The organism is Shimia sp. MMG029, from assembly GCF_027947445.1.
Lineage (GTDB): Bacteria > Pseudomonadota > Alphaproteobacteria > Rhodobacterales > Rhodobacteraceae > Shimia.
The window spans coordinates 333370-354084 of record NZ_JAQJIM010000001.1 but is presented as its reverse complement, the minus strand read 5'-3'; the positions used below and the strand labels follow the sequence as shown (position 1 = coordinate 354084).

The 20715-nt window shown below is 55.9% G+C and carries 22 protein-coding genes; 6 read left to right on the top strand and 16 right to left on the bottom strand.

From position 1 onward, the window contains the following. Window positions 1-91: 91 nt before the first annotated feature. On the bottom strand, window positions 92-808 hold the full coding sequence (gene ctrA / locus PJL69_RS01755; RefSeq protein WP_209097404.1) for a response regulator transcription factor CtrA: 717 nt from the start codon (window positions 806-808) through the stop codon (window positions 92-94). A 100-nt stretch (window positions 809-908) separates the two neighbouring features. Continuing rightward, window positions 909-1187, bottom strand: a complete 279-nt coding sequence (sciP, locus tag PJL69_RS01750; RefSeq protein WP_271308122.1) for a CtrA inhibitor SciP — start codon at window positions 1185-1187, stop codon at window positions 909-911. A 124-nt stretch (window positions 1188-1311) separates the two neighbouring features. Here sciP and mnmA point away from each other — a divergent pair, with 124 nt between their 5' ends. Then, window positions 1312-2457, top strand: a complete 1146-nt coding sequence (mnmA, locus tag PJL69_RS01745) for a tRNA 2-thiouridine(34) synthase MnmA (RefSeq protein WP_271308121.1) — start codon at window positions 1312-1314, stop codon at window positions 2455-2457. On the opposite strand, the gene PJL69_RS01740 is transcribed toward mnmA, so the two are convergent. The 12 genes from PJL69_RS01740 to frr form a co-directional block, all read right to left on the bottom strand. After that, on the bottom strand, window positions 2454-3029 hold the full coding sequence (locus PJL69_RS01740; RefSeq protein WP_271308120.1) for a hypothetical protein: 576 nt from the start codon (window positions 3027-3029) through the stop codon (window positions 2454-2456). The two genes, mnmA and PJL69_RS01740, sit on opposite strands and share 4 nt — an antisense overlap. After that, window positions 3026-4183 carry a lipid-A-disaccharide synthase gene (lpxB, locus tag PJL69_RS01735; RefSeq protein WP_271308119.1) on the bottom strand — a complete coding sequence of 386 codons (1158 nt, stop codon included), beginning with the start codon at window positions 4181-4183 and terminating at the stop codon, window positions 3026-3028. Before lpxB ends, PJL69_RS01740 begins: the two co-directional genes overlap by 4 nt. Further along, a complete protein-coding gene (locus PJL69_RS01730; protein ID WP_271308118.1) occupies window positions 4183-4983 on the bottom strand; it encodes an LpxI family protein in 801 nt (266 codons plus the stop codon). Before PJL69_RS01730 ends, lpxB begins: the two co-directional genes overlap by 1 nt. 24 nt (window positions 4984-5007) lie before the next feature. Further along, window positions 5008-5805: an acyl-ACP--UDP-N-acetylglucosamine O-acyltransferase gene (gene lpxA, locus PJL69_RS01725; protein WP_271308117.1), complete on the bottom strand. Its 798-nt coding sequence runs from the start codon at window positions 5803-5805 to the stop codon at window positions 5008-5010. Between the two features lie 5 nt (window positions 5806-5810). Beyond that, window positions 5811-6275, bottom strand: coding sequence for a 3-hydroxyacyl-ACP dehydratase FabZ (gene fabZ, locus PJL69_RS01720; RefSeq protein WP_271308116.1), 465 nt, complete (start codon window positions 6273-6275; stop codon window positions 5811-5813). Window positions 6276-6392: 117 nt separating this feature from the next. Continuing rightward, the gene (locus PJL69_RS01715; protein WP_271308115.1) at window positions 6393-6986 is read right to left on the bottom strand and encodes an OmpH family outer membrane protein; all 594 of its coding nucleotides are present in this window, start codon (window positions 6984-6986) and stop codon (window positions 6393-6395) included. Between the two features lie 6 nt (window positions 6987-6992). Next, window positions 6993-9362 (bottom strand): outer membrane protein assembly factor BamA, encoded by a 2370-nt coding sequence (bamA, locus tag PJL69_RS01710; protein ID WP_333781860.1) that lies wholly within the window; start codon window positions 9360-9362, stop codon window positions 6993-6995. Window positions 9363-9572: 210 nt separating this feature from the next. Then, window positions 9573-9704 carry a hypothetical protein gene (locus tag PJL69_RS01705; RefSeq protein WP_271308114.1) on the bottom strand — a complete coding sequence of 44 codons (132 nt, stop codon included), beginning with the start codon at window positions 9702-9704 and terminating at the stop codon, window positions 9573-9575. A gap of 138 nt (window positions 9705-9842) precedes the next feature. Then, on the bottom strand, window positions 9843-11189 hold the full coding sequence (gene rseP / locus PJL69_RS01700; protein ID WP_271308113.1) for an RIP metalloprotease RseP: 1347 nt from the start codon (window positions 11187-11189) through the stop codon (window positions 9843-9845). A 232-nt stretch (window positions 11190-11421) separates the two neighbouring features. Further along, window positions 11422-12204 (bottom strand): phosphatidate cytidylyltransferase, encoded by a 783-nt coding sequence (locus PJL69_RS01695; RefSeq protein WP_333781859.1) that lies wholly within the window; start codon window positions 12202-12204, stop codon window positions 11422-11424. After that, window positions 12201-12935, bottom strand: a complete 735-nt coding sequence (locus tag PJL69_RS01690; protein WP_271308112.1) for an isoprenyl transferase — start codon at window positions 12933-12935, stop codon at window positions 12201-12203. The genes PJL69_RS01695 and PJL69_RS01690 overlap by 4 nt, the downstream gene beginning before the upstream one ends. Before the next feature lie 4 nt (window positions 12936-12939). After that, the gene (frr, locus tag PJL69_RS01685; RefSeq protein ID WP_271308111.1) at window positions 12940-13506 is read right to left on the bottom strand and encodes a ribosome recycling factor; all 567 of its coding nucleotides are present in this window, start codon (window positions 13504-13506) and stop codon (window positions 12940-12942) included. Between the two features lie 240 nt (window positions 13507-13746). Between frr and PJL69_RS01680 the strand changes: the two genes are divergently transcribed. Continuing rightward, complete coding sequence (locus PJL69_RS01680; RefSeq protein ID WP_271308110.1) at window positions 13747-14568, top strand: formate/nitrite transporter family protein; 822 nt, start codon at window positions 13747-13749, stop codon at window positions 14566-14568. Between the two features lie 88 nt (window positions 14569-14656). Here the strand turns inward: PJL69_RS01680 and pyrH are convergent, their stop codons facing one another. Next, window positions 14657-15391 carry a UMP kinase gene (gene pyrH, locus PJL69_RS01675; RefSeq protein ID WP_247743390.1) on the bottom strand — a complete coding sequence of 245 codons (735 nt, stop codon included), beginning with the start codon at window positions 15389-15391 and terminating at the stop codon, window positions 14657-14659. 117 nt (window positions 15392-15508) lie between these two features. Between pyrH and miaA the strand changes: the two genes are divergently transcribed. Both miaA and PJL69_RS01665 read left to right on the top strand, forming a co-directional pair. Beyond that, entirely contained in the window at window positions 15509-16393 is an 885-nt protein-coding gene (gene miaA / locus PJL69_RS01670; RefSeq protein WP_271308109.1) for a tRNA (adenosine(37)-N6)-dimethylallyltransferase MiaA, read from the top strand. Between the two features lie 69 nt (window positions 16394-16462). Continuing rightward, complete coding sequence (locus tag PJL69_RS01665; RefSeq protein WP_271308108.1) at window positions 16463-17416, top strand: AraC family transcriptional regulator; 954 nt, start codon at window positions 16463-16465, stop codon at window positions 17414-17416. A gap of 3 nt (window positions 17417-17419) precedes the next feature. Here PJL69_RS01665 and PJL69_RS01660 read toward each other — a convergent pair whose 3' ends face one another. Continuing rightward, window positions 17420-18025 carry a lytic transglycosylase domain-containing protein gene (locus tag PJL69_RS01660; protein ID WP_271308107.1) on the bottom strand — a complete coding sequence of 202 codons (606 nt, stop codon included), beginning with the start codon at window positions 18023-18025 and terminating at the stop codon, window positions 17420-17422. Between the two features lie 203 nt (window positions 18026-18228). Here PJL69_RS01660 and PJL69_RS01655 point away from each other — a divergent pair, with 203 nt between their 5' ends. Next, a complete protein-coding gene (locus PJL69_RS01655; RefSeq protein WP_209097421.1) occupies window positions 18229-18747 on the top strand; it encodes a single-stranded DNA-binding protein in 519 nt (172 codons plus the stop codon). 259 nt (window positions 18748-19006) lie between these two features. Beyond that, the gene (locus tag PJL69_RS01650) at window positions 19007-20626 is read left to right on the top strand and encodes a peptidoglycan-binding domain-containing protein (protein ID WP_271308106.1); all 1620 of its coding nucleotides are present in this window, start codon (window positions 19007-19009) and stop codon (window positions 20624-20626) included. The last annotated feature ends 89 nt before the right edge of the window (window positions 20627-20715 follow it).

Genomic DNA, 20715 nt, shown 5'->3' with positions numbered 1-20715 from the left:
GGCGATCTCTTTGGCCACGTGCGTCTCCCTATCATACCCTCCCAAGTGATAGGCGTGAGACGCGGTGAGGTCCAGCAGATCCCGGCGCTTATCAGGCGCGCATCGCCACCGGATCATCAGTTGCCGATACCGGCTCAGGGTCGCGCAACACGTATCCACGGCCCCAGACTGTTTCGATATAGTTATCGCCGTCTGTTGCTTCGCTCAGTTTTTTGCGCAGCTTACAGATAAACACGTCGATGATTTTAAGCTCTGGCTCATCCATGCCACCATAGAGGTGGTTCAGGAACATCTCTTTGGTCAGCGTTGTGCCCTTGCGCAGGCTCAACAGCTCCAGCATTTGATATTCTTTGCCGGTCAGGTGAACGGTTTTGCCTTCGACTTCAACGGTTTTGGCATCAAGGTTCACAGAAATACGGCCAGTTTTGATCACAGACTGACTATGACCTTTCGAACGGCGGATAATCGCGTGAATGCGCGCGACCAGTTCTTCGCGATGGAACGGTTTGGTCAGGTAGTCATCCGCGCCATAGCCAAAGCCTTTCAGCTTGCTCTCGGTGTCATCGGCACCAGAAAGGATAAGGATCGGCGTATCAATGCGCGACGTGCGCAGCTGGCGCAGCACTTCGTGACCGGGCATATCCGGCAGACCGAGATCCAACAGAATCAAATCGTAGTCATACAACTTCGCCAAATCGATGCCTTCTTCACCGAGGTCGGTGGCATAAACATTCAAATTGGCATGTGTTAGCATCATTTCGATGCTTTTGGATGTAGTAGGATCGTCTTCGACCAGCAGCACTCTCATTTTGACTTCCTTACAACTGGGAGGGTTTCGGTGTTAACATTAACCTTAATGATTAAAGGTTAACGACCCGTTACCAGTTTAGAAAGGTTAAGATTCAAAATCAGTTGTGCCGAAATTTTTGTATCGCAGTTGCTTTCAAAGCCTCCTGGCCATGGGTTGACACAGCGGTCACCCATTCGTTGAATTCGTCATCGCTTATTTTATATGTTTCAAGCGCTTCACGTTTGGTGATCAATCCATAGGCCACACCACGCACAACCGCAGCCTTGCGTGATGCCACCCACCGCTTGGTGTTGGCAGACGGCAAATCCGCGCGGGTCATCACCTGCCCATCTGACAGGGTAACACACCTTGGCCCTTCAACTTTTTTCAAAAACATTTCGTCCGTCTCCTCGAATGAGGAAAATTTTCGACGAAGGGACTTAACGACGCCCTAAAGCGCCCCTTGAGAGTATCTAAGATTTTCCTATATTCTCGACGACTTCTGATAAGAGAGACTCACCATGGCGCTTGACAGCGACACCCCCCTTAATTCCTTGGGCTTTGCGAAGCCCCCTTCTGAGACCCGTGTGGTCGTGGCCATGTCTGGCGGTGTTGACAGCTCCGTTGTGGCCGCACAGTTGGCTGACGAAGGCTATGATGTTGTGGGTGTGACCTTGCAACTTTACGACCATGGCGCCGCTTTGGCCAAAAAAGGCGCGTGTTGTGCAGGAATCGATATTCACGATGCCCGCCGCGTGGCAGAGGAAAAGGGCTTCCCGCACTATGTCTTGGATTATGAGAACATTTTCCAAGACGCGGTGATTGATGAGTTCGCAGACAGCTACCTGAGCGGCGCCACCCCCGTGCCCTGCATTCGATGCAACGAACGTGTGAAGTTCAAGGATCTTCTGGAAACCGCAAAGGATCTCGATGCTGATTGCATGGCCACGGGCCACTACATTCAGCGCAAAGTCGGAGACAACGGGCCGGAGCTGCACTCCGCGGCTGATGCCCGCCGCGATCAAAGCTACTTCCTGTTTTCGACCACTCCAGAGCAGCTGGACTACCTTCGATTCCCGCTGGGTCATTTGCCCAACAAAGACGCAACACGGGCCCTGGCTGCTGAATATGGGCTGTCGGTGGCAGACAAGCCTGACAGTCAGGATATCTGCTTCGTGCCAAATGGCGACTATGCCAGCGTGATTGAAAAACTACGCCCAGGTGCCGCAGATGCTGGTGAAATTGTGGATCACGAAGGCAAGGTGCGGGGCACACACAATGGTGTGATTCACTACACCATTGGCCAGCGCCGAGGGCTTGGCATCGGCGGACTGAGCGAGCCGCTCTATGTGGTGAAGCTGGACGTAGACAAGAAACAGGTGGTTGTTGGGCCCAAGCATATGCTCTCAACCCGCATCGTGCCTGTGCGAGAAATCAACTGGCTAGGGGATGAACCGTTTGAGTCACGTGCAGAATGGCATGTAGCAGTCAAAGTGCGCTCAACCCGTCCGCCACGCGAAGCGATTATTCGCCCCACCGGTCCGACCACAGCTGAGGTAGAATTGCTCACCCCAGAAGAAGGTGTGTCTCCCGGTCAGGCCTGCGTGTTCTATGACACCGAAAGCTCACGTATCTTTGGCGGTGGCTGGATCTGGCGTGGCTACTAAACCGCGTCGGTCGCGGTGTTCAGCACAACGTAGAGCCCAATTGCGATCATAACGTAAGGCGCAAACCGCTCCAATCGGGCCACCTGAGCCACTCGACTGGGTGCAAATTGCCCAATCATGGCGCCTGCCAATGCGAGCGCCATCGCTGACACAGCCGCCCCCAAGAGCACGGGTGCGGAAAAGGCGGCGCGCGAATCCGCTAAAAGCGGCGCAAACACGGCAAATGTGTCAAACGACAGGCTCAAAAACAGCAGGGTCAACGCGAACACCTGCGGCCGCACCGTCGGTGATTGTACCTCGGTAGAAGGGTCAGTCCTGTGCCAAAGTGACCACAGGCCCAGGCCGATTGGAATTGCGCCGAGGTACCCCACGGGTATGGGCAACTCTGTGTCCACACGCTCCGCCACAAAAAAGGCCGCTGTCAAAACCATGACTTGCGCCAACAGATAGCCGGAAATGGCAGGACGTGGGCCAACCGTCGCGATCAGACCGATCAAAATGATCAGATTGTCCAAATTGGTTGCCAGATGCGCAACCGCAGAAGAGATCGCCAAAGTGGCAATCTCGATCATCCCTTCAGGCCTTCCAAAACCGCCCGCGCAGCTCGTAGCCCCGGGGCCTCCTGCCCCCTCCCGAGACGTTCCATTGTCAGGCTCATAGCTGCATTCTGGGCGTCAGGCTTCTCCAAGACACGCAGAATGGCAGGCGCGATGTCTTTGGGCAGAAACGCAGGGCCCAAAAATTCCTCAACGGTGCGGGTCTCAGACACCAGATTGACCAACGTCACTGTATCTATCAACGCCATGCGGCTCATGATCTGCCAGCTCAGCCAACTCATGTCGTAGGCCACAACCATAGGCGTCGCGCTGGCGGCCAGTTCCAGTGAAACCGTGCCAGAAGCGGCCAAAGCCACATCAGCCGCTGCAAAGGCCGCGCGCTTCTGAGCAAGTCCGTCCGCCTGCCCCAGCTGGTTGGGATCAAGCACAATCGGGGCATGCGGCCACGCCGCGACCGCTTCTTTCACCGCATTTGCCACCGGCGCCGCCGCTGGCACCACCACCTGCAGATCCGGCTTTTCTGCTTTCAGCAGCCCAACCACCTCACCAAAAGCAGGTGTCAGCCTCGCAACTTCGCCCCGCCGCGACCCAGGCAAAGCAACCAACAGCGGCGCATCTCCGATGTCATGCTGCGCCCGAAACGCCGCGACCTCTTCTGTGCTGGCCACAGGCTCTGTCACAACCGGATGCCCAACAAAATCACATCGCAGCCCAACCGCCTCCATATACGGCGGCTCAAACGGAAGCAGCGCAAGGACATGATCCACTGATCGTGCCATTTTCTGCGCTCTTTTGGGACGCCAGGCCCAAACAGAAGGAGCGACATAATGCACGCAACGGATCGCGCTTTTGACTTTCACCTCACGCGCCACACGCAGGCAAAAATCAGGGCTGTCTATGGTGATCAGCACATCGGGCTGCCAATCGACCACCGCCTGCGCAGTTTGATGCATCCGTTTCACGAGATGGCGATACTTCGGCAGCACCTCTGCGATACCCATCACGCTCAGCTCATCCATGGGAAACAGGCTCTCAAGCCCCTGCGCGCCCATCAACGGGCCGCCCACCCCGGCAAACTGAACACCAGGCACCAATTGGCGTAACCCCTCCATCAAGGCCCCACCCAACCGGTCGCCCGACAGTTCTCCAGCGACCAGAAATACTTTCATCAGAGCACGCGCCCCATCAGGAAAAGCCCGCTGCGTTCTAACGCAGCGATAGTTTTTGCACGGTCAATGATCATCACCTTGCCCGCTTCAACGACAATGCCCTCAACACCAGCCGCAGCCGCGGCGTCTACAGTCGCAGGCCCAATAGCTGGCATATCCACACGCAGATCCTGCCCCCGCTTAGGCGCTTTCACAAAAACGCCTTTTCCACGCCGCAGCGACTGCGGTGTTTTGCCCACAAAGCGCAGCAAAGCATCGGTGCCTTGCAGGGTTTCAATGCCCAAGCACAGGCCAGCCGCGACAACCACGCCCTGCCCGACATCAAGTGGCGACAGCGTATCGAGAATTGAGACAGCGCGCGTTGTATCTGATAGCGCGGCATCTGAGGGTGCAGGGCCGGCAATCAGCCCCTCCTCAGCGCAAATAGCCGGCAACAGGCTATGCGCGCCGACTACCTCAAATCCCTGCTCTTCAAAAACCGCAATGATCAGCCGCAAAATGGCATCATCGCCCCCTTGAAGGGCAGGCAATAGCCGCGGCGCAATGGCCATCATACCGGCATCAAACCGGGTTGGATCCAGCGCAGGACGTCCTAGGGCCCCAGCCATCACCAACTTCGTGACGCCAGCTTCATGCAAGGCTGCAAACAGCGCCCCCATTTCTTCGAACCGGTGCTGATGCACGTTGCCACGCATGGCGTGGGCAACGCCGTCAAACACCACGCAATGGGCGTCTGGATGCGCCTCTGCCAATGCTGGCGGCAGATTGCCACCACCACAAAGAATCGCCAGTTTGCTCATATCAGCCTCAATCGAAAAGACGGCTTAGCGCGGTGTCAGGAAGGACCGGTCGGTCTCTCCCAGAACAAAAGCCACGATTTCCTGCACATATTCGCTGTCGGAATCCTCGCCCAAGCGCTTGGCACGCTCAAGGAAAGCGCCTTCCCCCTGTGCCAGCATCTGAAACGCAGCCCGCAGCGCGGTGATATCCGCACGTGCAACGCCGCGCCGCTTCAAGCCTACAAGATTAAGCCCATCCAGCTCGCCGCGTGGCCCCTGCACCAATCCATATGGAATGACATCGTTGGTCACCATGGACACTGCACCAATGATCGCGCCACGGCCGATCCGCACCCACTGATGAATGCCGCAAAGCCCGCCGATAATGACATCGTCCTCAATGATACAATGCCCGGCCACAGCCGCTGAATTCACCACAATCACGCGATCACCGATCTGAGCATCATGCGCAATGTGGCAACCAGCCATAAACAACCCGTCGTTGCCGACAAGGGTCACACCGCCACCACCTTCTGTGCCGGTGTTCATCGTGACATGTTCACGAATGCGATTGCGCTCACCTATGACAAGCTTGCTGGCCTCGCCATCAAACTTCAGGTCCTGAGGCACTTCACCAATCACCGAAAAGCTGAAGATCTCTGTCTCCGCGCCAATCTCCGTGTTGCCAGTCACAACCACATGGCTTTTGAGCACAACATTCTTATGCAGAACAACCTGTGGCCCCACTACGCAAAACGGGCCAACAACGCAGCCCTCCGCGATGCTGGCGCCCGCTTCAATGACGGCTGAGGCGTGAATTTGAGCAGAGTCCGAAACTCCCATGAGACTTACTCCTTGGGCAGGTCCATCATGGCAGTGAATTCAACTTCACACGCCACTTCGCCGCCAACTGTGGCAGTGCCAGCAAACTTCCAAACCTTGCCACCAGGCTTGCCCCTGGTCGTGGTCACACGCATTTCAAGCACATCACCGGGCACCACCATCCGGCGGAACTTACATTTGTCGATGCCCATGAAATATACCAACAGATCTTTGTCAGCCATATCAAGCGCCACGCCCACCATCACAGCAGAGGTTTGTGCCATTGCTTCCACAATCGTCACGCCCGGCATGATTGGCTTGGACGGAAAATGCCCCTGAAAATGCGGCTCATTCATGGTGACGTTCTTGATGCCGGTTGCAGAAGCGTACCCATCAATGTCAACAACTTTGTCCACCAGCAGAAACGGGTAGCGATGAGGAATGATCCGTTGGATCAGATCGATATCGGCACTCTTAAGCTCTTGAGACATTTTGCGCTCCTGCTGCGTCTTGTTTGGTGTTGTAGCCCTAGCAATCCCCGGCGCGAGGGGCAAGCATGCGCCCCAAGGAAGCGATGCGTTATCGCGGCCAAAATGCAAGAAAAGCGATCAGTTGTCCTGCCCGGCATCCTGCGAATTGTCGCCTTGCACGCGGCCATCGCCAAGCCTCTGATTGAGACGCTGAATCGCTACGGACGTAATATCAATAGAGGGATCAGCCAGCAGCATGTCGCGCCGCTCCATTATCACACTCGCTTCTGCTTCACGCATGAGATCGGTTAAGATTGGGCTGGCCGCGCGAATAAACTCTTCCTCTTGACGCTTTCGGCGCACCTCAATATTGCGCGATTTCTGCTCTTGCTCAATGCGGATCTGTACCACGCGTGTGTCAAAGGCATCGGCAATGGCGCGAAATGCTTTCGGATCCATACCCTCGCGCTGAGCAGTCAATTCCCGCTCTTCTTCGGTGAGTTCAGCTTGAATGCGTCGGTTCTCTGCCAGAAGCACCGCTTCTTCTGCAGCGAGTTCTTGGCTGACCCGCAACCCAAATAGGGATTGCGCATACATCACCTCACTGTCCACCGTCAGGACCGCCGCAATAGGCACGACGCTCTCCGGCGATGCGACATCCTGTGCAAAAGTGGCGGGCGCTTCCAAAAGCCCCGCCACCCCGATCGCAACCCCAGCAAGCAGGCCGCGCATCAGCACTTAAAACTGCGCACTGATGGTGAAGTCAAAGTTCTGCTCTCGGTCGAACTCTTCTTTTTGCAGTGCTTTTGTAAAGTTAAAGCGCAGCGGCCCAATCGGCGTGTTCCAGAAAATGGAGGCACCAATCACATGGCGCAGCGAGAAATCTTCACCGACCACATTGGGAGACGTCTGATCCAGCCCCCACAAAGAGCCTACATCGTAAAACAGACCACCCGTGATCCCGAGTTCCTCTGGCAGGCCAAGCGGGAACTCCGCCTCAAAGCGTGCGACGGCATAAAAGTTGCCGCCCAAAGCATCATCAAACGTCGTGCCACCGCTGGTGCCCTGTTCACGTGGACCAATGCCATAAGGCTCAAAACCGCGAATATTGCGGGCGGTCACGATGAAGCGGTCGTCAATGCGGCTGTCATTGTCTGGCGAGTAAAGCGCGCCCCCCTGCAGGGTTGCCCGCAACGTGACTTCTTCATTCAACACCAACGCTTCGGCCACGGCGCGGCCGGTCGTCTCAACATAGGTGTAATCCCCACCTACGCCGCCAAATTCCTGACCGAATTCCAGCAAGAAACCGCGTGTCGGATCAAGGCCCGAGCGGCGAGTGTCGTAACGGTAGGTATAGCCAACCGAACTCTTCCAGATGTCACCGCGTGCAGCTTCCTGATTGATGATCGTGTCATTCAGATCAGTGCCTTGCTCGATGCTCATATCCGAATTGACCAACGAGTATCGCAGCTGCATACGAGAGTACTCGCCAAGCTGGAAGCCCATCGATGGCGTAAATTCACCAACAGTGTTGCTGAAACGCGCATCACTTGGCTCAAACTCGCGATACGACAAATTGAACCCAGCACTTAGATCACGGCCAAGAAACGCAGGTTCCTGGAAGGACAAGCCATAGTCGACGATGTCAGACGAGGTCGAGAACGACAAGTTCAAGTTCTGTCCACGCCCAAGGAAGTTCGCCTCACTGAAGCGGACCGCAAGGCCAATCCCATCATTGGTTGAGTATGTACCACCGACAGAAAGCGAGCCTGTGGGCTGTTCTTCTACATCGACATCCACAATCACCTGGCTAGGGCTACTGCCCTCACGTGCATTGACCTCTGCATTTGCAAAGAAGCCAAGCGCCCGAATGCGTTCGGCACTCTCTCGAATTTCACGCGGATTGAAGGGGTCACCTTCTACAATACGGAACTGCTGGCGGATCACCTTGTCGAGGGTTGTTGTGTTGCCCTCAATATCGATCCGTTCAACAAAAATCTTTGGTCCGCGTGTGATGACAAAATCCACATCGAGTGTCAGATCACGGTCATTGCGTGTGATGCGAGGATCGACACGAATGAAATCCTCGCCCTCTTTCAGCGCGAAACGCTCCATGCGCGCGATCGAGCTCTCAACCAGGCTCGGCGTGTATACCACACCAGGTTTCAGCCGCAGAGTTTCCAAATAGGCCAACGCGTCCAGACCTTCGATATCGGAAGAGGCGGTAATCTGACCAAATTTGAACTGCTGCCCTTCTTCGACATTGAAGGTCACAAAGTAGCTGTCTCGCTCACGGGAAAGCTCAGCGTTCACACTCAGGGTGCGGAAATCTACATACCCTCGGGACAGGTAGAAGTCGCGCAGCACTTGTTTGTCAAATTCGATACGGTCGTTGACGAAGGTATCTTGCTGGAAGAACGCGCGCAGCAGGCCGGCTTGTTTTGTATTCAAGACCCGGCGTAGGCGACTGTCTCCAAAGTTCTGGTTGCCCACGAAACCGATACGCTCAATCTCTACGATCCCGCCCTCAAAGACCTCAAACACCAGATCAGCACGGTTGTCGCTGCGGCGAATGATACGCGGTGTGACGCGCGCGGCCAAACGGCCGGACTCTGCATAGGCTTGTGTGATGCGCGCAGCGTCACGCTCCGCCACAGTAGGGTTCAGCACTCGGCGCGGCTCAGACTCAACTAGGCCCTCAAGCGCGTCGTCTTTCAGGCGCTGGTTGCCTTCAAAGCTGATGCGGTTGATCGTCGGATACTCCGTGACCTTGATGGTCAGCGTGTTACCACTGGGGACAAGCTCAACGGTCTCAAACAGTCCGCTTTCCAAAACGCGCTGGTAGGCGGCATTCAACTGGCCGCCTGTCACAGGCTGCCCTGTCTGCAGGCCGGCATAGTTGGTGATCGCAGAGGATTCGATCCGCTGATTTCCGTCAACGCGAATTGAGCCAAAGTTATAGTTCTGTGCATGGCCAACGCTCGGCATCGCGACCATAGCCGCGAGCGCCGCAGCAAAGGCTGCGCTATAAATTCCTGTCACAAAACGCCTGCTCTGCGCCTCGTCACGGTCTTTGGTTGTTACCAAAGCACATGTTTGTTTGGTCATTCCCAAACTCCGAAGTATCCCTGTACACGATGTGAGTACCGGGATTACCCGACGTTGTCAAAACAGCAATAGCAGGAATCTTGCCACTGTTTCTTGTGGCCAACACACCAAAGATGGCAGGTGCAGCACGAACAGCTACCGGATATAGCGTAACTCCGCTCAGAAATCGCGCCGCGAGCGCACAGCAAACGGGATAAGTGATCTACCCTTTTAGTGGATCAAGCTGCTGATATAGGCGCCAATAACTAGCCCAGCCACAACAGCAGACGGATACACAAAACGGTCCCAATTGATATCAATCAAAAGACCAATTGCACGATATCCATTTGTGATTGTTTGCATTTATCTAGCCCCAAATCTTAGATCCATATTGATCTGTAAAGACAATAATAACTTTTGATTGGGGCAGAATTAGGGCGCGCAAAAAATCTGCGCGCCTTAAAGGTTAACGGCAAACCTGCATTGATCAGGCTTTTCCGCTTATGGACAGAACAAATCGTTGGTCAGTCCAAACAGCATCATGCCCAGAACAATCATCATGCCTGCGGTCATCAAAACCCGCAACACGCCATCCGCGGGCGGACGGCCAGTGACAGCTTCGTAAGCGTAAAAAACAAGATGTCCGCCATCCAGCATGGGAATCGGGAACAGATTGAGAAGACCAATTGCCGTCGACAAGACCGCAATGAACCAGATGAAGCTTTGTGTGCCTTGGCTCGCCATCGCAGCCGAGGTCTGCGCAATCCCAACGGGTCCAGACAGGTTACAACTGCTGATCGCACCCGTAATCATATGATAGAGCCCACTCAGAGACCCCTCCATGATCCGCACTGTCTGCGATGCCCCAGCCGCAACCGCCTCGCCAAATGGTAGCGCCTCGGTGGCGGGCTCAAAAGCGAAACCACCGCCGATGCCAATCCGCCAATTTGTAACGAAGCCACCATCGTCTTGTGGCTCGTCCACGCGGCGCGGAGTCAGCGCAAACTTCTGCTCCGCCCCATCTCGCGCAACCGTCAAAAGCAACGTTTGCCCTTCGCCGGTTTCCACAGCCTCTTTCAACTCTGAAAACGCAACGACAGGCGCGCCGTCAATCTCGGTAAATACATCCCCCACTTCCAGACCTGCGTTGTAAGCCGCAGAACGTGGCGCAAGCGACAACACCATTGGGGGATAAAGATACGGCCCAGTAACTTCGACCTCTTCTCCATCGCGACTGACGAGATACGGCAGAGGGTCCTGCTTCTCCATATCACGCCAAAATTCAGCAAATGCCTCAGGCTCATCAAATGAGGGCAGCGTGACCCCATTTACCTCACGCACCAAATCGCCGGGCTGCAAACTGTACGGTGCATTTGGCAGGTCCCGCATTTCGCCAACAATCAACCGGCTGCCAACCTGCCCATTCACCATCATGACAGCGGCAAAAATGATCAGTGAAAGAATGAAATTGAAGATCGGCCCGGCCGCAACAGTGGCTGCCCGCGCCCAGAGCGGTGCCCCGTGCATGCTGGCCCGCCGCTCTTCATCATTCATGTCAGCCATGGCCTCGCCATCTTTGCCACTTGCGGCATTGGCGTCCCCTTTGAACTTCACATATCCGCCCAGCGGGATTGCGGCGATCTGCCATTGTGTGCCGCGTTTATCAACGCGCGACCACAGCACTGGCCCAAAGCCAATGCTGAACACATCCGCGCCAATGCCACTCCATCGACCCACGATGTAGTGGCCATACTCATGGATCGCCACGATGATCGACAAAGCGACAACAAACCACAGAACCGTCAATGCGCCACTGCCGAAACTCGGGATTAGCGTTGAAATATCCAAATGCACGTCCTCTTTTTGGCGCTTCTGGCGGCCTTTGAGCCATTAATTTGCAAAAAACTCATCCGCTCTCTTGCGAGCGAGATGGTCAGTTTTCGCCCTCGTATCAAGGCATATTTCGACATTCTTGAGGCAAGCGTGGGGAGAAAGCAGGCACAGGTCCCATTAACACCTTCAACGCAAACGATGCGTGCCGGGTTGGTTGTACCGGGCGCAAACGCCAAACGACTGCGCCTCAGATCGCTGGCAACCCCAAAGCAGCGCCCAGCATCAGCACCAACAAGGCGCCCCCCATCATTCCGTCAAACCGATCCAGCAAACCGCCATGACCAGGAATGAGATTTGAACTATCTTTAATACCGGTCATCCGCTTCAGCGCACTTTCCGCTGCGTCTCCCATTTGAGACGCAAACGCCGCCATCACGCTCAGCACGATCAATGTCGTACCGCCAAATGCCATGCCAACTGCCGCCGCCGCGATCCAGCCAGCAGCTGTCCCAGACCATGTCTTTTTGGGGCTCACCTTCGGCCAGAACTTCGGGCCGCCAATGATGCGCCCTGCGAAATAGCCAGCTACGTCTGTCGCCACAACAACGGAGACAAGCCATAACAGCCAGTAGGCACCGCGCACGTCCCGAAGCACGATCAAACCGTAGCAGGCGAACATCAAGCCCACCGCATAAGCGCCATAAATCAAACGATATTTACCCGCCTGACCAGCCCCCACGAAACCGACAGCAGCCAAAACCGGCGCAATCGCAAAACCAGGCAAAACATATGTCGACAGGAGCGCTGCCCCAGCGATCATGGCCATCACGAGCGCGCTGCGCCCGTCGCCGCCGTTCAGCATACGGGTCAATTCCCAGACCATGCCAGCGCAGATCAAGACCACCAGTTCATGAAAGAGCACACCGCCCTGCCAGATGGCCACACCGCCCACAGACAACATCACCAGCGCCGATCCCATCCGCGCAGGCAAGTCCCCCCAAGTGCCGCTGTCCTTCCCTGTGCCGCTCACGCGCTCACAGCTCCAAATCGCCGATCACGGGCGGAATAGGCTTCCACCAACTTCCGAAATTCCTCTTTGGAAAAATCTGGCCACAGCGTGTCGATAAACTCATATTCAGCATAGGCCGACTGCCAGAGCAGAAAGTTCGAGATCCTTGCCTCACCACTGGTGCGCACCACAAGATCAGGATCAGGCAGCACACAGGTGTCCAGATACTTCGGCAAAGTCTCTTCGTTCACATTTTCGGGTTTAAGTGTGCCATTGGCCACATCCTGCGCCAGTCGCTGTGTCGCCCGTGCCACTTCGTCACGACCACCATAGTTCAGGGCAATGGTCAGATTCACGCCGGTATTCTCTGCTGTCAGCTCTTCAAGTTCGTCCATCAGGGCCTGCAACTTGGCGTCCAGTCCGAGACGATCACCAATAAAACGCACACGCACGCCTTCGGCTTTCAAAGACCGGGCTTCTTTGCGGATGTACTGACGAAACAGGCTCATCAGCCCAGCCACTTCAGCCTGTGTCCGCTTCCAGTTCTCCGTCGAAAACCCGAAAATCGTCAGGTACTCAACACCCAACGGCGCGCAAGCACGCACGATCTCTTTCACGCGTTTGGCACCAGCATGGTGCCCAAAAAGCCGAGGCCGCCCCCGCGCTTGAGCCCACCGGCCATTGCCATCCATAATAATGGCCACATGACGCGGGCCCGATCTCAATCCAGCTGCGGGGAGGTCCTCAGTCATCAACTTATACCTGCATGATTTCGGACTGCTTGTTTTCAAGCGCACTGTCGACGTTCTTGATATAGCTGTCAGTCAACTCTTGCACTTCGCCTTCCCAGAGCTTCTGGTCATCTTCGGACATGCCGTCGTTTTTGGCTTTCTTGATCTGGTCCATGCCATCGCGACGGATGTTGCGGATCGCAACACGCGCATGCTCGGCATATTGGGCGGCCACACGCGCAAGCTCGGTACGGCGTTCTTCGTTCAGCTCCGGAATCGGCAGCATCACGATGGTGCCGTTGGTCTGTGGATTGATCCCTAGGCCGGAATTCATAATCGCCTTTTCAACCGCGTTCACCAGCGATTTGTCCCAGACGTTTACAGTCACCATCCGTGGCTCAGGCACGTTTACCGTACCAACCTGATTGATCGGTGTCTTGGAGCCATAGGCATCCACCATCACCGGCTCCAGCATCGTGGCCGACGCCCGGCCGGTGCGCAGCGATGCAAATTCCGTTTTCAGAGCTCCCATGGCACCATCCATACGGCGCGTCAGGTCATCGGTATCAAGTTCAAATTCTTGGTCAGACATTGCTGCTCTTCCAGTCTCTCATGTTCTGCTGGTAACGCTCATAGGCTATTGTCAAAAGCTTGTATAGCACTGCAGCCAGACGGTGAAGTCCTCAGTCTCATCTCTGGAGACCACGAAATAGCGAAAGCTCATCTAAATTTACCCCTTACGCAAACCGACGATCCAGCGTCGTTTCCGCACGGGATTTATTCTGATTATTTTAGTAAGGAATCGACATCGCATATCCTCAGGACACGACAAATGAGCAGAATGATTCCCACACCAAACGCTGGTTATGATGCGCACAAACCCGCTGAAATCACCCGACTTGTCCGCCTATCCGGCGTAACCAAAGCAGAGATGCCCCTTCTGCCATTGATCACCCTATCAATTCTCGGCGGTGCCTTCATCTCTTTCGGGGCACTTTTTTACACCCAAACCACCTCTGGCTTTGTCGACATCAACGGCGCACTGAAACTTATGGGGGGCATCGCCTTCTCGCTAGGCCTCATCCTGGTTGTGATTGGGGGCGCAGAGCTGTTCACTGGCAACACGATGATTGTGATGGCCTATGTGGACCGGCGCATCAGCACTCTTGCATTGATGCGCAATTGGTCTGTCGTACTGATTGGCAATGCTTTGGGATGTATTGCTGTACTGGCCTTGGTGCAGGGCGCAGGATTACTTGACGGCAGCCATGGCGCGCGGGCGGCAGCCATTGCGGAAGCCAAGATCTCGCTCACACCTCTGGAGGCTTTCTGCCGTGGGATCCTGTGCAACGCGCTGGTATGCTTGGCTGTCTGGCTCGCGGTCTCCGCACGCTCGACACTTGGAATGATCCTGTCGATCATCTGGCCGGTTTCAGCATTTGTCGCCATCGGCCTGGAACACTCCATCGCCAATATGTACCTGATTCCAGCAGGCGCACTCTCCGGGGCAGACATCAGTCTTGCAGCTCTGATGCACAACATCGTGCCAGTATTGCTTGGCAACATCATCGGGGGCGCAGGCATCGTAGCACTGGCCTATCGCCTCGCTTACGGCCGCAACCTCGCAGAAGAACAGGTGGTTGCAGCGGAATAAATCTGCACAACGGACCCATTGCCCATCAAAGAAAAAGCGCAGCAGGGCATCCCCTGCTGCGCTTTGAAGTCCATGAAACACGTGGTTATTAGCTGACCTTGGTATAGGTGCCCCGCCCCGCCAGAATACCGCGGAACCCACCCGGCTCATCCAATGGGAACACGATCAGGGGCAGATTGTTGTCCCGCGCCAGCGCAATCGCACTCGCATCCATCACCTTAAGGCGTTTGGTCAGCACATCATCATAGCTGATGGCATCAAAACGCACCGCATCATCATGCTCTGCCGGGTCTTTGTCATAAATGCCATCGACACCGTTCTTGCCCATAAAGATTGCTTCACAGGCCATCTCATTGGCGCGCAGCGTCGCTGCCGTATCTGTGGTAAAATAAGGGTTGCCGGTCCCGGCGGCAAAAATACACACCCGCTTTTTCTCAAGGTGGCGCACAGCGCGACGACGGATGTAGGGCTCTGCCACCTCATCCATACGAATTGCACTGATCACGCGGGTGAACACACCCAGGCTCTCAAGCGCACTTTGCATCGCAAGCGCATTCATCACTGTGGCCAGCATCCCCATGTAGTCCGCCGTAGTGCGTTCCATACCCTGAGCTGCGCCAGACAAGCCGCGGAACACGTTGCCGCCACCAATCACCATGCAGATTTCAACACCCATGTCGTGAACAGATTTCACTTCCTTGGCGATGCGCTCAATTGTGGGGGGATGCATGCCAAAGCCCTGATCTCCCATCAACGCCTCCCCTGAAATCTTCAACATCACACGGTTAAAGGTCACCTCAGCGGTCCCGGCGGCGTCGGTCATATTGCACTCCATCTGCGCATCGTTTTAGGATTGCGGGCAAAATGTCGGAAAACGGGCGCAGGTTCAATGCGAGAGTTGCCTCCTTCCCGAACAAACTCTCAACTGTCAGGCAATCCCATGTCAAATTTGCCCCCCATCGCGCCGGATCAACCGGTTCTCATTGCCGGCCCAACCGCCAGTGGCAAAAGCGCGCTCGCTCTTGAAATTGCCGAAACTCAGGGCGGCGTGATCCTCAATGCAGATGCCATTCAAGTGTTTGAGAACTGGCGTATTCTGACCGCTCGACCTCCACAGGAAGACGAAGCACGCGTACCGCATCATCTGTATGGCCATATGCCCGGAGATGCCGAATATTCCGTGGGCCATTGGCTGCGTGATGTCGCGCCTTACCTTGCGGAAGGGCCACGTCCGATCATTGTCGGCGGAACAGGGCTTTATTTCACCGCGCTCACCAAAGGATTGGCAGACATTCCCGCAACACCGCCAGAACTACGCGAAGCGGCCAACGCCCGTGTGGCCGACGAAGGATTCGAAGCGCTCTTGGCTGAGCTTGATTCTGAAACCGCCGCACGCATCGACACCCAAAACCCGATGCGTGTGCAACGCGCTTGGGAAGTGCTCACTGCCACCGGACGCCCGCTGGCGGATTGGCAGGACAACACACCGCCCCCGCTGCTCCCACTCTCCAACACACTGCCCATTGTGATTGATGTGGACAAAGACTGGCTCAACAACCGCATTGCCCGTCGGTTCGATATGATGTTGCAAGAGGGCGCTCTGGAAGAGGCAGAGGCGAACCTCGCGACTTACGATCCAGCACAGCTTTCGGCAAAAGCCATTGGCGCCCCCGAACTCATTGCCCATCTTCGTGGTGAAATCAGTCTCAAAGAGGCGCGCGTACGCGCCACCATCGCGACCCGACAGTTTGCCAAACGGCAACGCACATGGTTTCGCTCAAAGATGGCAGACTGGGTTCAATACAGACCCGAAAAAACAACCTAAAACAAAGGCAAAAGGCACGCAGCACAAGCGGCGGCGCACAGCCGGAACGACCGGCCATTAACCAAAAACTTGCCCGAATCCCCTATCCCGCTGTTTAGTCGCGCCATTGTGAAAGAGAAGACCATCAACATACCGTCCTTCATGACCCAACCCGGCTTTGGCACAGAGCCGATTGCGCCCCCTACTGCGGTCAGACCAAGGGCGAAACCTGCCCCCCTGCGTAACGGCAATCAGCCCTTGGCTGACACAAGCGTCAAAAGCCTTGTAACTGCACACACGACCGAACGCTGGCGACTGGAGCAATTGCATGTGGCCGACCACCACCGGCTCTACTGGACAACGCGGGGTCAGGGGCGCGCGCTCCTTGATGGGCGCCGCTGCGGCTTTGGGGCGCACAACGCTATTTTCGTACCAGCTGATGCGGTGTTCGCCATCGAATTGGGCCCCCATGTACAAGGGTTTGAGACGCGGATCCCAAACGACGGACGTGTACAATTGCCAACTGGGTGCCACCTCGTCCGCTTCAAAGATGGCATGGAACATTCTGAATTTACGTCCATATTTGACGCCATGCGCAGAGAAACTCAAAATCAGCGCCCCTTAATGACCGAAGCACTGGCCGCCCATGCAAACCTTTTGTCCATCGGGCTCAGGCGCGCCATTGCAAATGACACTGCGCAATCACGCCTGCCCGCCAAAGAGCGCCTAGCCAAATCATTTTGCGCCCTGCTGGCGCTTCAGTTCACATCAGGTCAGCCAATGGCCTGGTATGCGGCGGAATTGGGGATCACCCCGACCCATTTGACCAGAGTGTGTCGTCAATCAGCTGGTTTCACAGCGGCAGAGATGCTTTCTCAAATGGTGCAACATCGCACCCGCAGTCTGCTTATAGAAAGTGATCTCCCGATCAAACGCATCTCGGACGCGATGGGCTTTGGCAGCGCTGCGTATTTCACACGTTTCTGCCAACAGCATTTCGGGGCAGCCCCCAGCAAACTGCGCAAACAAGCGCGCGGCCTTTGAGCTTTAGCCGCCCAAAATAATCCGAACATAGTTGCGGGTCTCATTATACGGCGGCACGCCGCCATATTTCTCAACAGCATGCGGACCCGCATTATAGGCCGCCAAGGCCAACCGCCAGCTGCCAAACTTCAGATACTGCTGCTTCAGATACCGCGCGCCACCTTCAAGATTCTGTCGTGGATCGAGAGGATCCACGCGCAGCGCCTTTGCAGTGCCCGGCATCAGCTGTGCAAGACCAAGCGCCCCTTTGTGGGACTTTGCTGTGGCGTTCCAATTGCTTTCCTGCTGCACAAGTTTCAGGAACAGATCCACCGGGATCCCATGCAACAAAGCCGCCTCACGCGCCATTGCAAGATACGGCCCTTTGTACTTGCCGTTGTAACTGCCATCGCCCCACTTTGAGGGCGTATAAACAGGCCGGGGCTTCAGTCGCACGGAATTGCGATACTGCTCAGACGCCCGCCCATCCAGCACACGTGTCTGATTTTTAAACAACCGGGCCTGAGACTTGCTTGAAACAGATTGCGCAGCTGCTGTGCTGATCGTCAGACCAACCACAACCGTCGCGCCCGCAAGCGCCCCAAAGTACCGTGCCATGACCCTGCGCATCAGCGCCCGCTCCACCATGATTCCAGTTTTTACATATCAAATCGTCACAATTTTTCCAGACACAGCGCCGTCATAAAGAAAATCTCCGCATCAAAGTGGCCCTCAAACCCAGCTTTTCCACAAGAAACTGCTTCCCATTCAGCACTTGCGGTGGTGTATGGTGACCCAAATCGACTGATAGAATCCGTGGGAGTGATAGGCGTATGGCCGGATCGGTGAACAAAGTAATCCTCATTGGCAACCTGGGCCGCGACCCAGAAGTGCGCTCATTCCAAAACGGCGGCAAGGTCTGCAACCTGCGCATTGCCACCTCCGAAAACTGGAAAGACCGCAACACTGGTGAACGCCGTGAGCGCACCGAATGGCACTCGGTTGCGATTTTCAATGAAGGTCTGGTCCGTGTGGCAGAGCAGTACCTGCGCAAAGGTTCCAAAGTTTACATTGAAGGGCAGTTGCAAACCCGCAAATGGCAGGATCAGTCCGGCCAAGACCGCTACTCCACCGAGGTTGTGCTCCAGGGCTTTGGCTCCACGCTGACCATGTTGGATGGTCGCTCCGGCGGTGAAGGCGGCGGCGGCTTTGGTGGCGGCGGCGGTGGCGGCTACGATCAAGGTGGCGGCTACGGCGGTGGCTATGATCAAGGCGGCGGTGGCGGCTTTGGCGGCGGCAATCAGGGCGGCGGCGCCCCAAGCCGTGACATGGACGACGAAATCCCGTTCTAAGCCACGCAAAACAGCGCGAAATCAGATCAGAAGGGTCGGCATAACGCCGGCCCTTTTTCTGTATCAGGCGCTCACATCTGGAAATGCTGACTTGCCAGCCCCTTAAAACTAAGGGAAACTGATCCTTAATACGCACTCATTTGTGTAAGAGAGTTCATGGTTAATAGGGGTGGCGCGCCCCGAGGCAGTTTCCCTCAAACGTCGCCGAATGACGTGTGATCTCTCTGCAAAATTACAATGATTTATCAGGGAGATGGACGTGTTTTCTTATTCTATTAAATCCTCAGTCGCTGCTGCATTTCTCGCAACGTCGACCGCAGCACCAGCAATGGCCAGCGATCTCGGGGCAGCCATTGCAGGTGCCATCGTGGGCGGAGCGATTGTCTCCAGCGCACAGAAGCAGAAACAACAGCAAGTCAAACGGCAATCCAACGCCGCTTATTATTCTGCGACTCGAGCTCAAAACCGCGAAACCCAGAATGCGCTGAACTATTTTGGATTCCCGGCAGGCACCCCGGATGGTGTGCTTGGCTCCCGCTCTCGGTCTGCCATTATGGGCTATCAAAGCTACGTCGGCTTTCCCGCAACAGGGCGACTCTCCCCTTATGAGCGGGACTTTCTTGTCTCGTCCTACAACCGCGCACAAGTCGGCGGACCACAAGTGGTGAAGGCCATGCAAACCCATCAACACGGGGTACGCAGCCTGCTCACCACATGGTACGCAGAAGTGCACGGTGGCCCCTCTGGCACGATCTACGGCGGCATGCCGGTTGAGGTCTCAAACGCCATCGACGAAGTGGCGCAAAGCTCTGATCCGAGCGCCGAACAGCTCTTGCAACGCTCCGGTTTCATCCAGCTCGCTGATCTGAACGGAGACGGCAAAACCGACTATATTCTCGATACATCGGTCTCCGGCAGTGCCTATTGGTGTGGCGCCAAAGACTGTACGGTGATGGTGTTTGCATCTGGTCCCAGTGGCTTCACCCGCAATGATTTTCTCAGCCATGTGGCCACCCCGGCAAGCTTTTCCTGCCATCAATCCACATGCCGCTTAAACGAGTCAGCAACTACGGAAGTCGCCGCCGCGCCTGTGGCGCCGGTTGCACCTGCACCAACCGTTCCGGTCACTACTCCTGTTGTTGCTCAAGAACAGCCTGCGCAAGGACTCAATAGCCTCACTCTGTTTGAAACAGCTCAGCCTGCCGCTCCGGAAAAATCACTTGCGGGCTATTGTGGCAAAGTCGGGCTGCTCACCAGTTCTAACGGCGGCTTCACAACTGTCTCCAAAATCACCGATCCTGATTTTGTGCTGAGCGAACAGTTCTGCCTGGCGCGCACCTACACTGTCGCCAATGGTGAAAAGCTCATGCAATCCGTTCAGGGCGCCACACAGGCGCAGGTAGATCAGCAATGTGATGCCTTTGGCCCCGTTCTTGCACCTTATGTTGGCAAGCTGCCCACAGCAGCGCCTGCCCAACTGCTGTCTGAGGTGCAGAGCTTTGTGCTGAACTCCAACATGTCGCTTGAGCAGCTTCAGGACACGGCCAAGATTTGCCTGTTCTCCGCCTATCGCCGCGATAATATGCAGGTCGCTCTGGGCTCTGCGCTCATCATGTCCGCCATTGGTCAAAAACCCTATAGCGAACTGATCGCCCATCATCTGCAGCATGGCTTTGGCCTTGCCCCAAATCCGGACCAGGCACAGGCGTGGTATGCAAATGCGATTGAGGCGCTCACAAACGGGGCAGAACCCGTGTTTGCACCAGGCCAGGCGGAACGCACAGCCCTACTACAAACAGCTGTTTCCGCAGGGTCAGGCACGTCAACACCGCTTGTCCAACCTGCCGCAACCCTTCCAACCATATCGTTGGGTGACTGACAAACTGCTGGTTCCTCCCCCAGCACCCTGGCCTCGGCGCGTCACCGCGCCGGGGTCATTTTGTGAAATCTGCTCAAATTCCGCCCCAC

Excerpts from the sequence above, each read along its gene's own strand:
- ctrA (WP_209097404.1), bottom strand. The coding sequence starts at position 808 with ATGAGAGTGCTGCTGGTCGAAGACGATCCTACTACATCCAAAAGCATC.
- PJL69_RS01690 (WP_271308112.1), bottom strand. The coding sequence starts at position 12,935 with ATGACTGAGGACCTCCCCGCAGCTGGATTGAGATCGGGCCCGCGTCAT.
- fabZ (WP_271308116.1), bottom strand. The coding sequence starts at position 6,275 with ATGTCTCAAGAGCTTAAGAGTGCCGATATCGATCTGATCCAACGGATC.
- bamA (WP_333781860.1), bottom strand. The coding sequence starts at position 9,362 with ATGACCAAACAAACATGTGCTTTGGTAACAACCAAAGACCGTGACGAG.
- frr (WP_271308111.1), bottom strand. The coding sequence starts at position 13,506 with ATGTCTGACCAAGAATTTGAACTTGATACCGATGACCTGACGCGCCGT.
- miaA (WP_271308109.1), top strand. The coding sequence starts at position 15,509 with ATGTCAAATTTGCCCCCCATCGCGCCGGATCAACCGGTTCTCATTGCC.
- mnmA (WP_271308121.1), top strand. The coding sequence starts at position 1,312 with ATGGCGCTTGACAGCGACACCCCCCTTAATTCCTTGGGCTTTGCGAAG.
- PJL69_RS01715 (WP_271308115.1), bottom strand. The coding sequence starts at position 6,986 with ATGCGCGGCCTGCTTGCTGGGGTTGCGATCGGGGTGGCGGGGCTTTTG.
- sciP (WP_271308122.1), bottom strand. The coding sequence starts at position 1,187 with ATGTTTTTGAAAAAAGTTGAAGGGCCAAGGTGTGTTACCCTGTCAGAT.
- lpxA (WP_271308117.1), bottom strand. The coding sequence starts at position 5,805 with ATGGGAGTTTCGGACTCTGCTCAAATTCACGCCTCAGCCGTCATTGAA.
- PJL69_RS01705 (WP_271308114.1), bottom strand. The coding sequence starts at position 9,704 with ATGCAAACAATCACAAATGGATATCGTGCAATTGGTCTTTTGATTGAT.
- PJL69_RS01680 (WP_271308110.1), top strand. The coding sequence starts at position 13,747 with ATGAGCAGAATGATTCCCACACCAAACGCTGGTTATGATGCGCACAAA.
- PJL69_RS01740 (WP_271308120.1), bottom strand. The coding sequence starts at position 3,029 with ATGATCGAGATTGCCACTTTGGCGATCTCTTCTGCGGTTGCGCATCTG.
- PJL69_RS01730 (WP_271308118.1), bottom strand. The coding sequence starts at position 4,983 with ATGAGCAAACTGGCGATTCTTTGTGGTGGTGGCAATCTGCCGCCAGCA.
- PJL69_RS01655 (WP_209097421.1), top strand. The coding sequence starts at position 18,229 with ATGGCCGGATCGGTGAACAAAGTAATCCTCATTGGCAACCTGGGCCGC.
- pyrH (WP_247743390.1), bottom strand. The coding sequence starts at position 15,391 with ATGACCGACGCCGCCGGGACCGCTGAGGTGACCTTTAACCGTGTGATG.
- lpxB (WP_271308119.1), bottom strand. The coding sequence starts at position 4,183 with ATGAAAGTATTTCTGGTCGCTGGAGAACTGTCGGGCGACCGGTTGGGT.
- PJL69_RS01660 (WP_271308107.1), bottom strand. The coding sequence starts at position 18,025 with ATGCGCAGGGTCATGGCACGGTACTTTGGGGCGCTTGCGGGCGCGACG.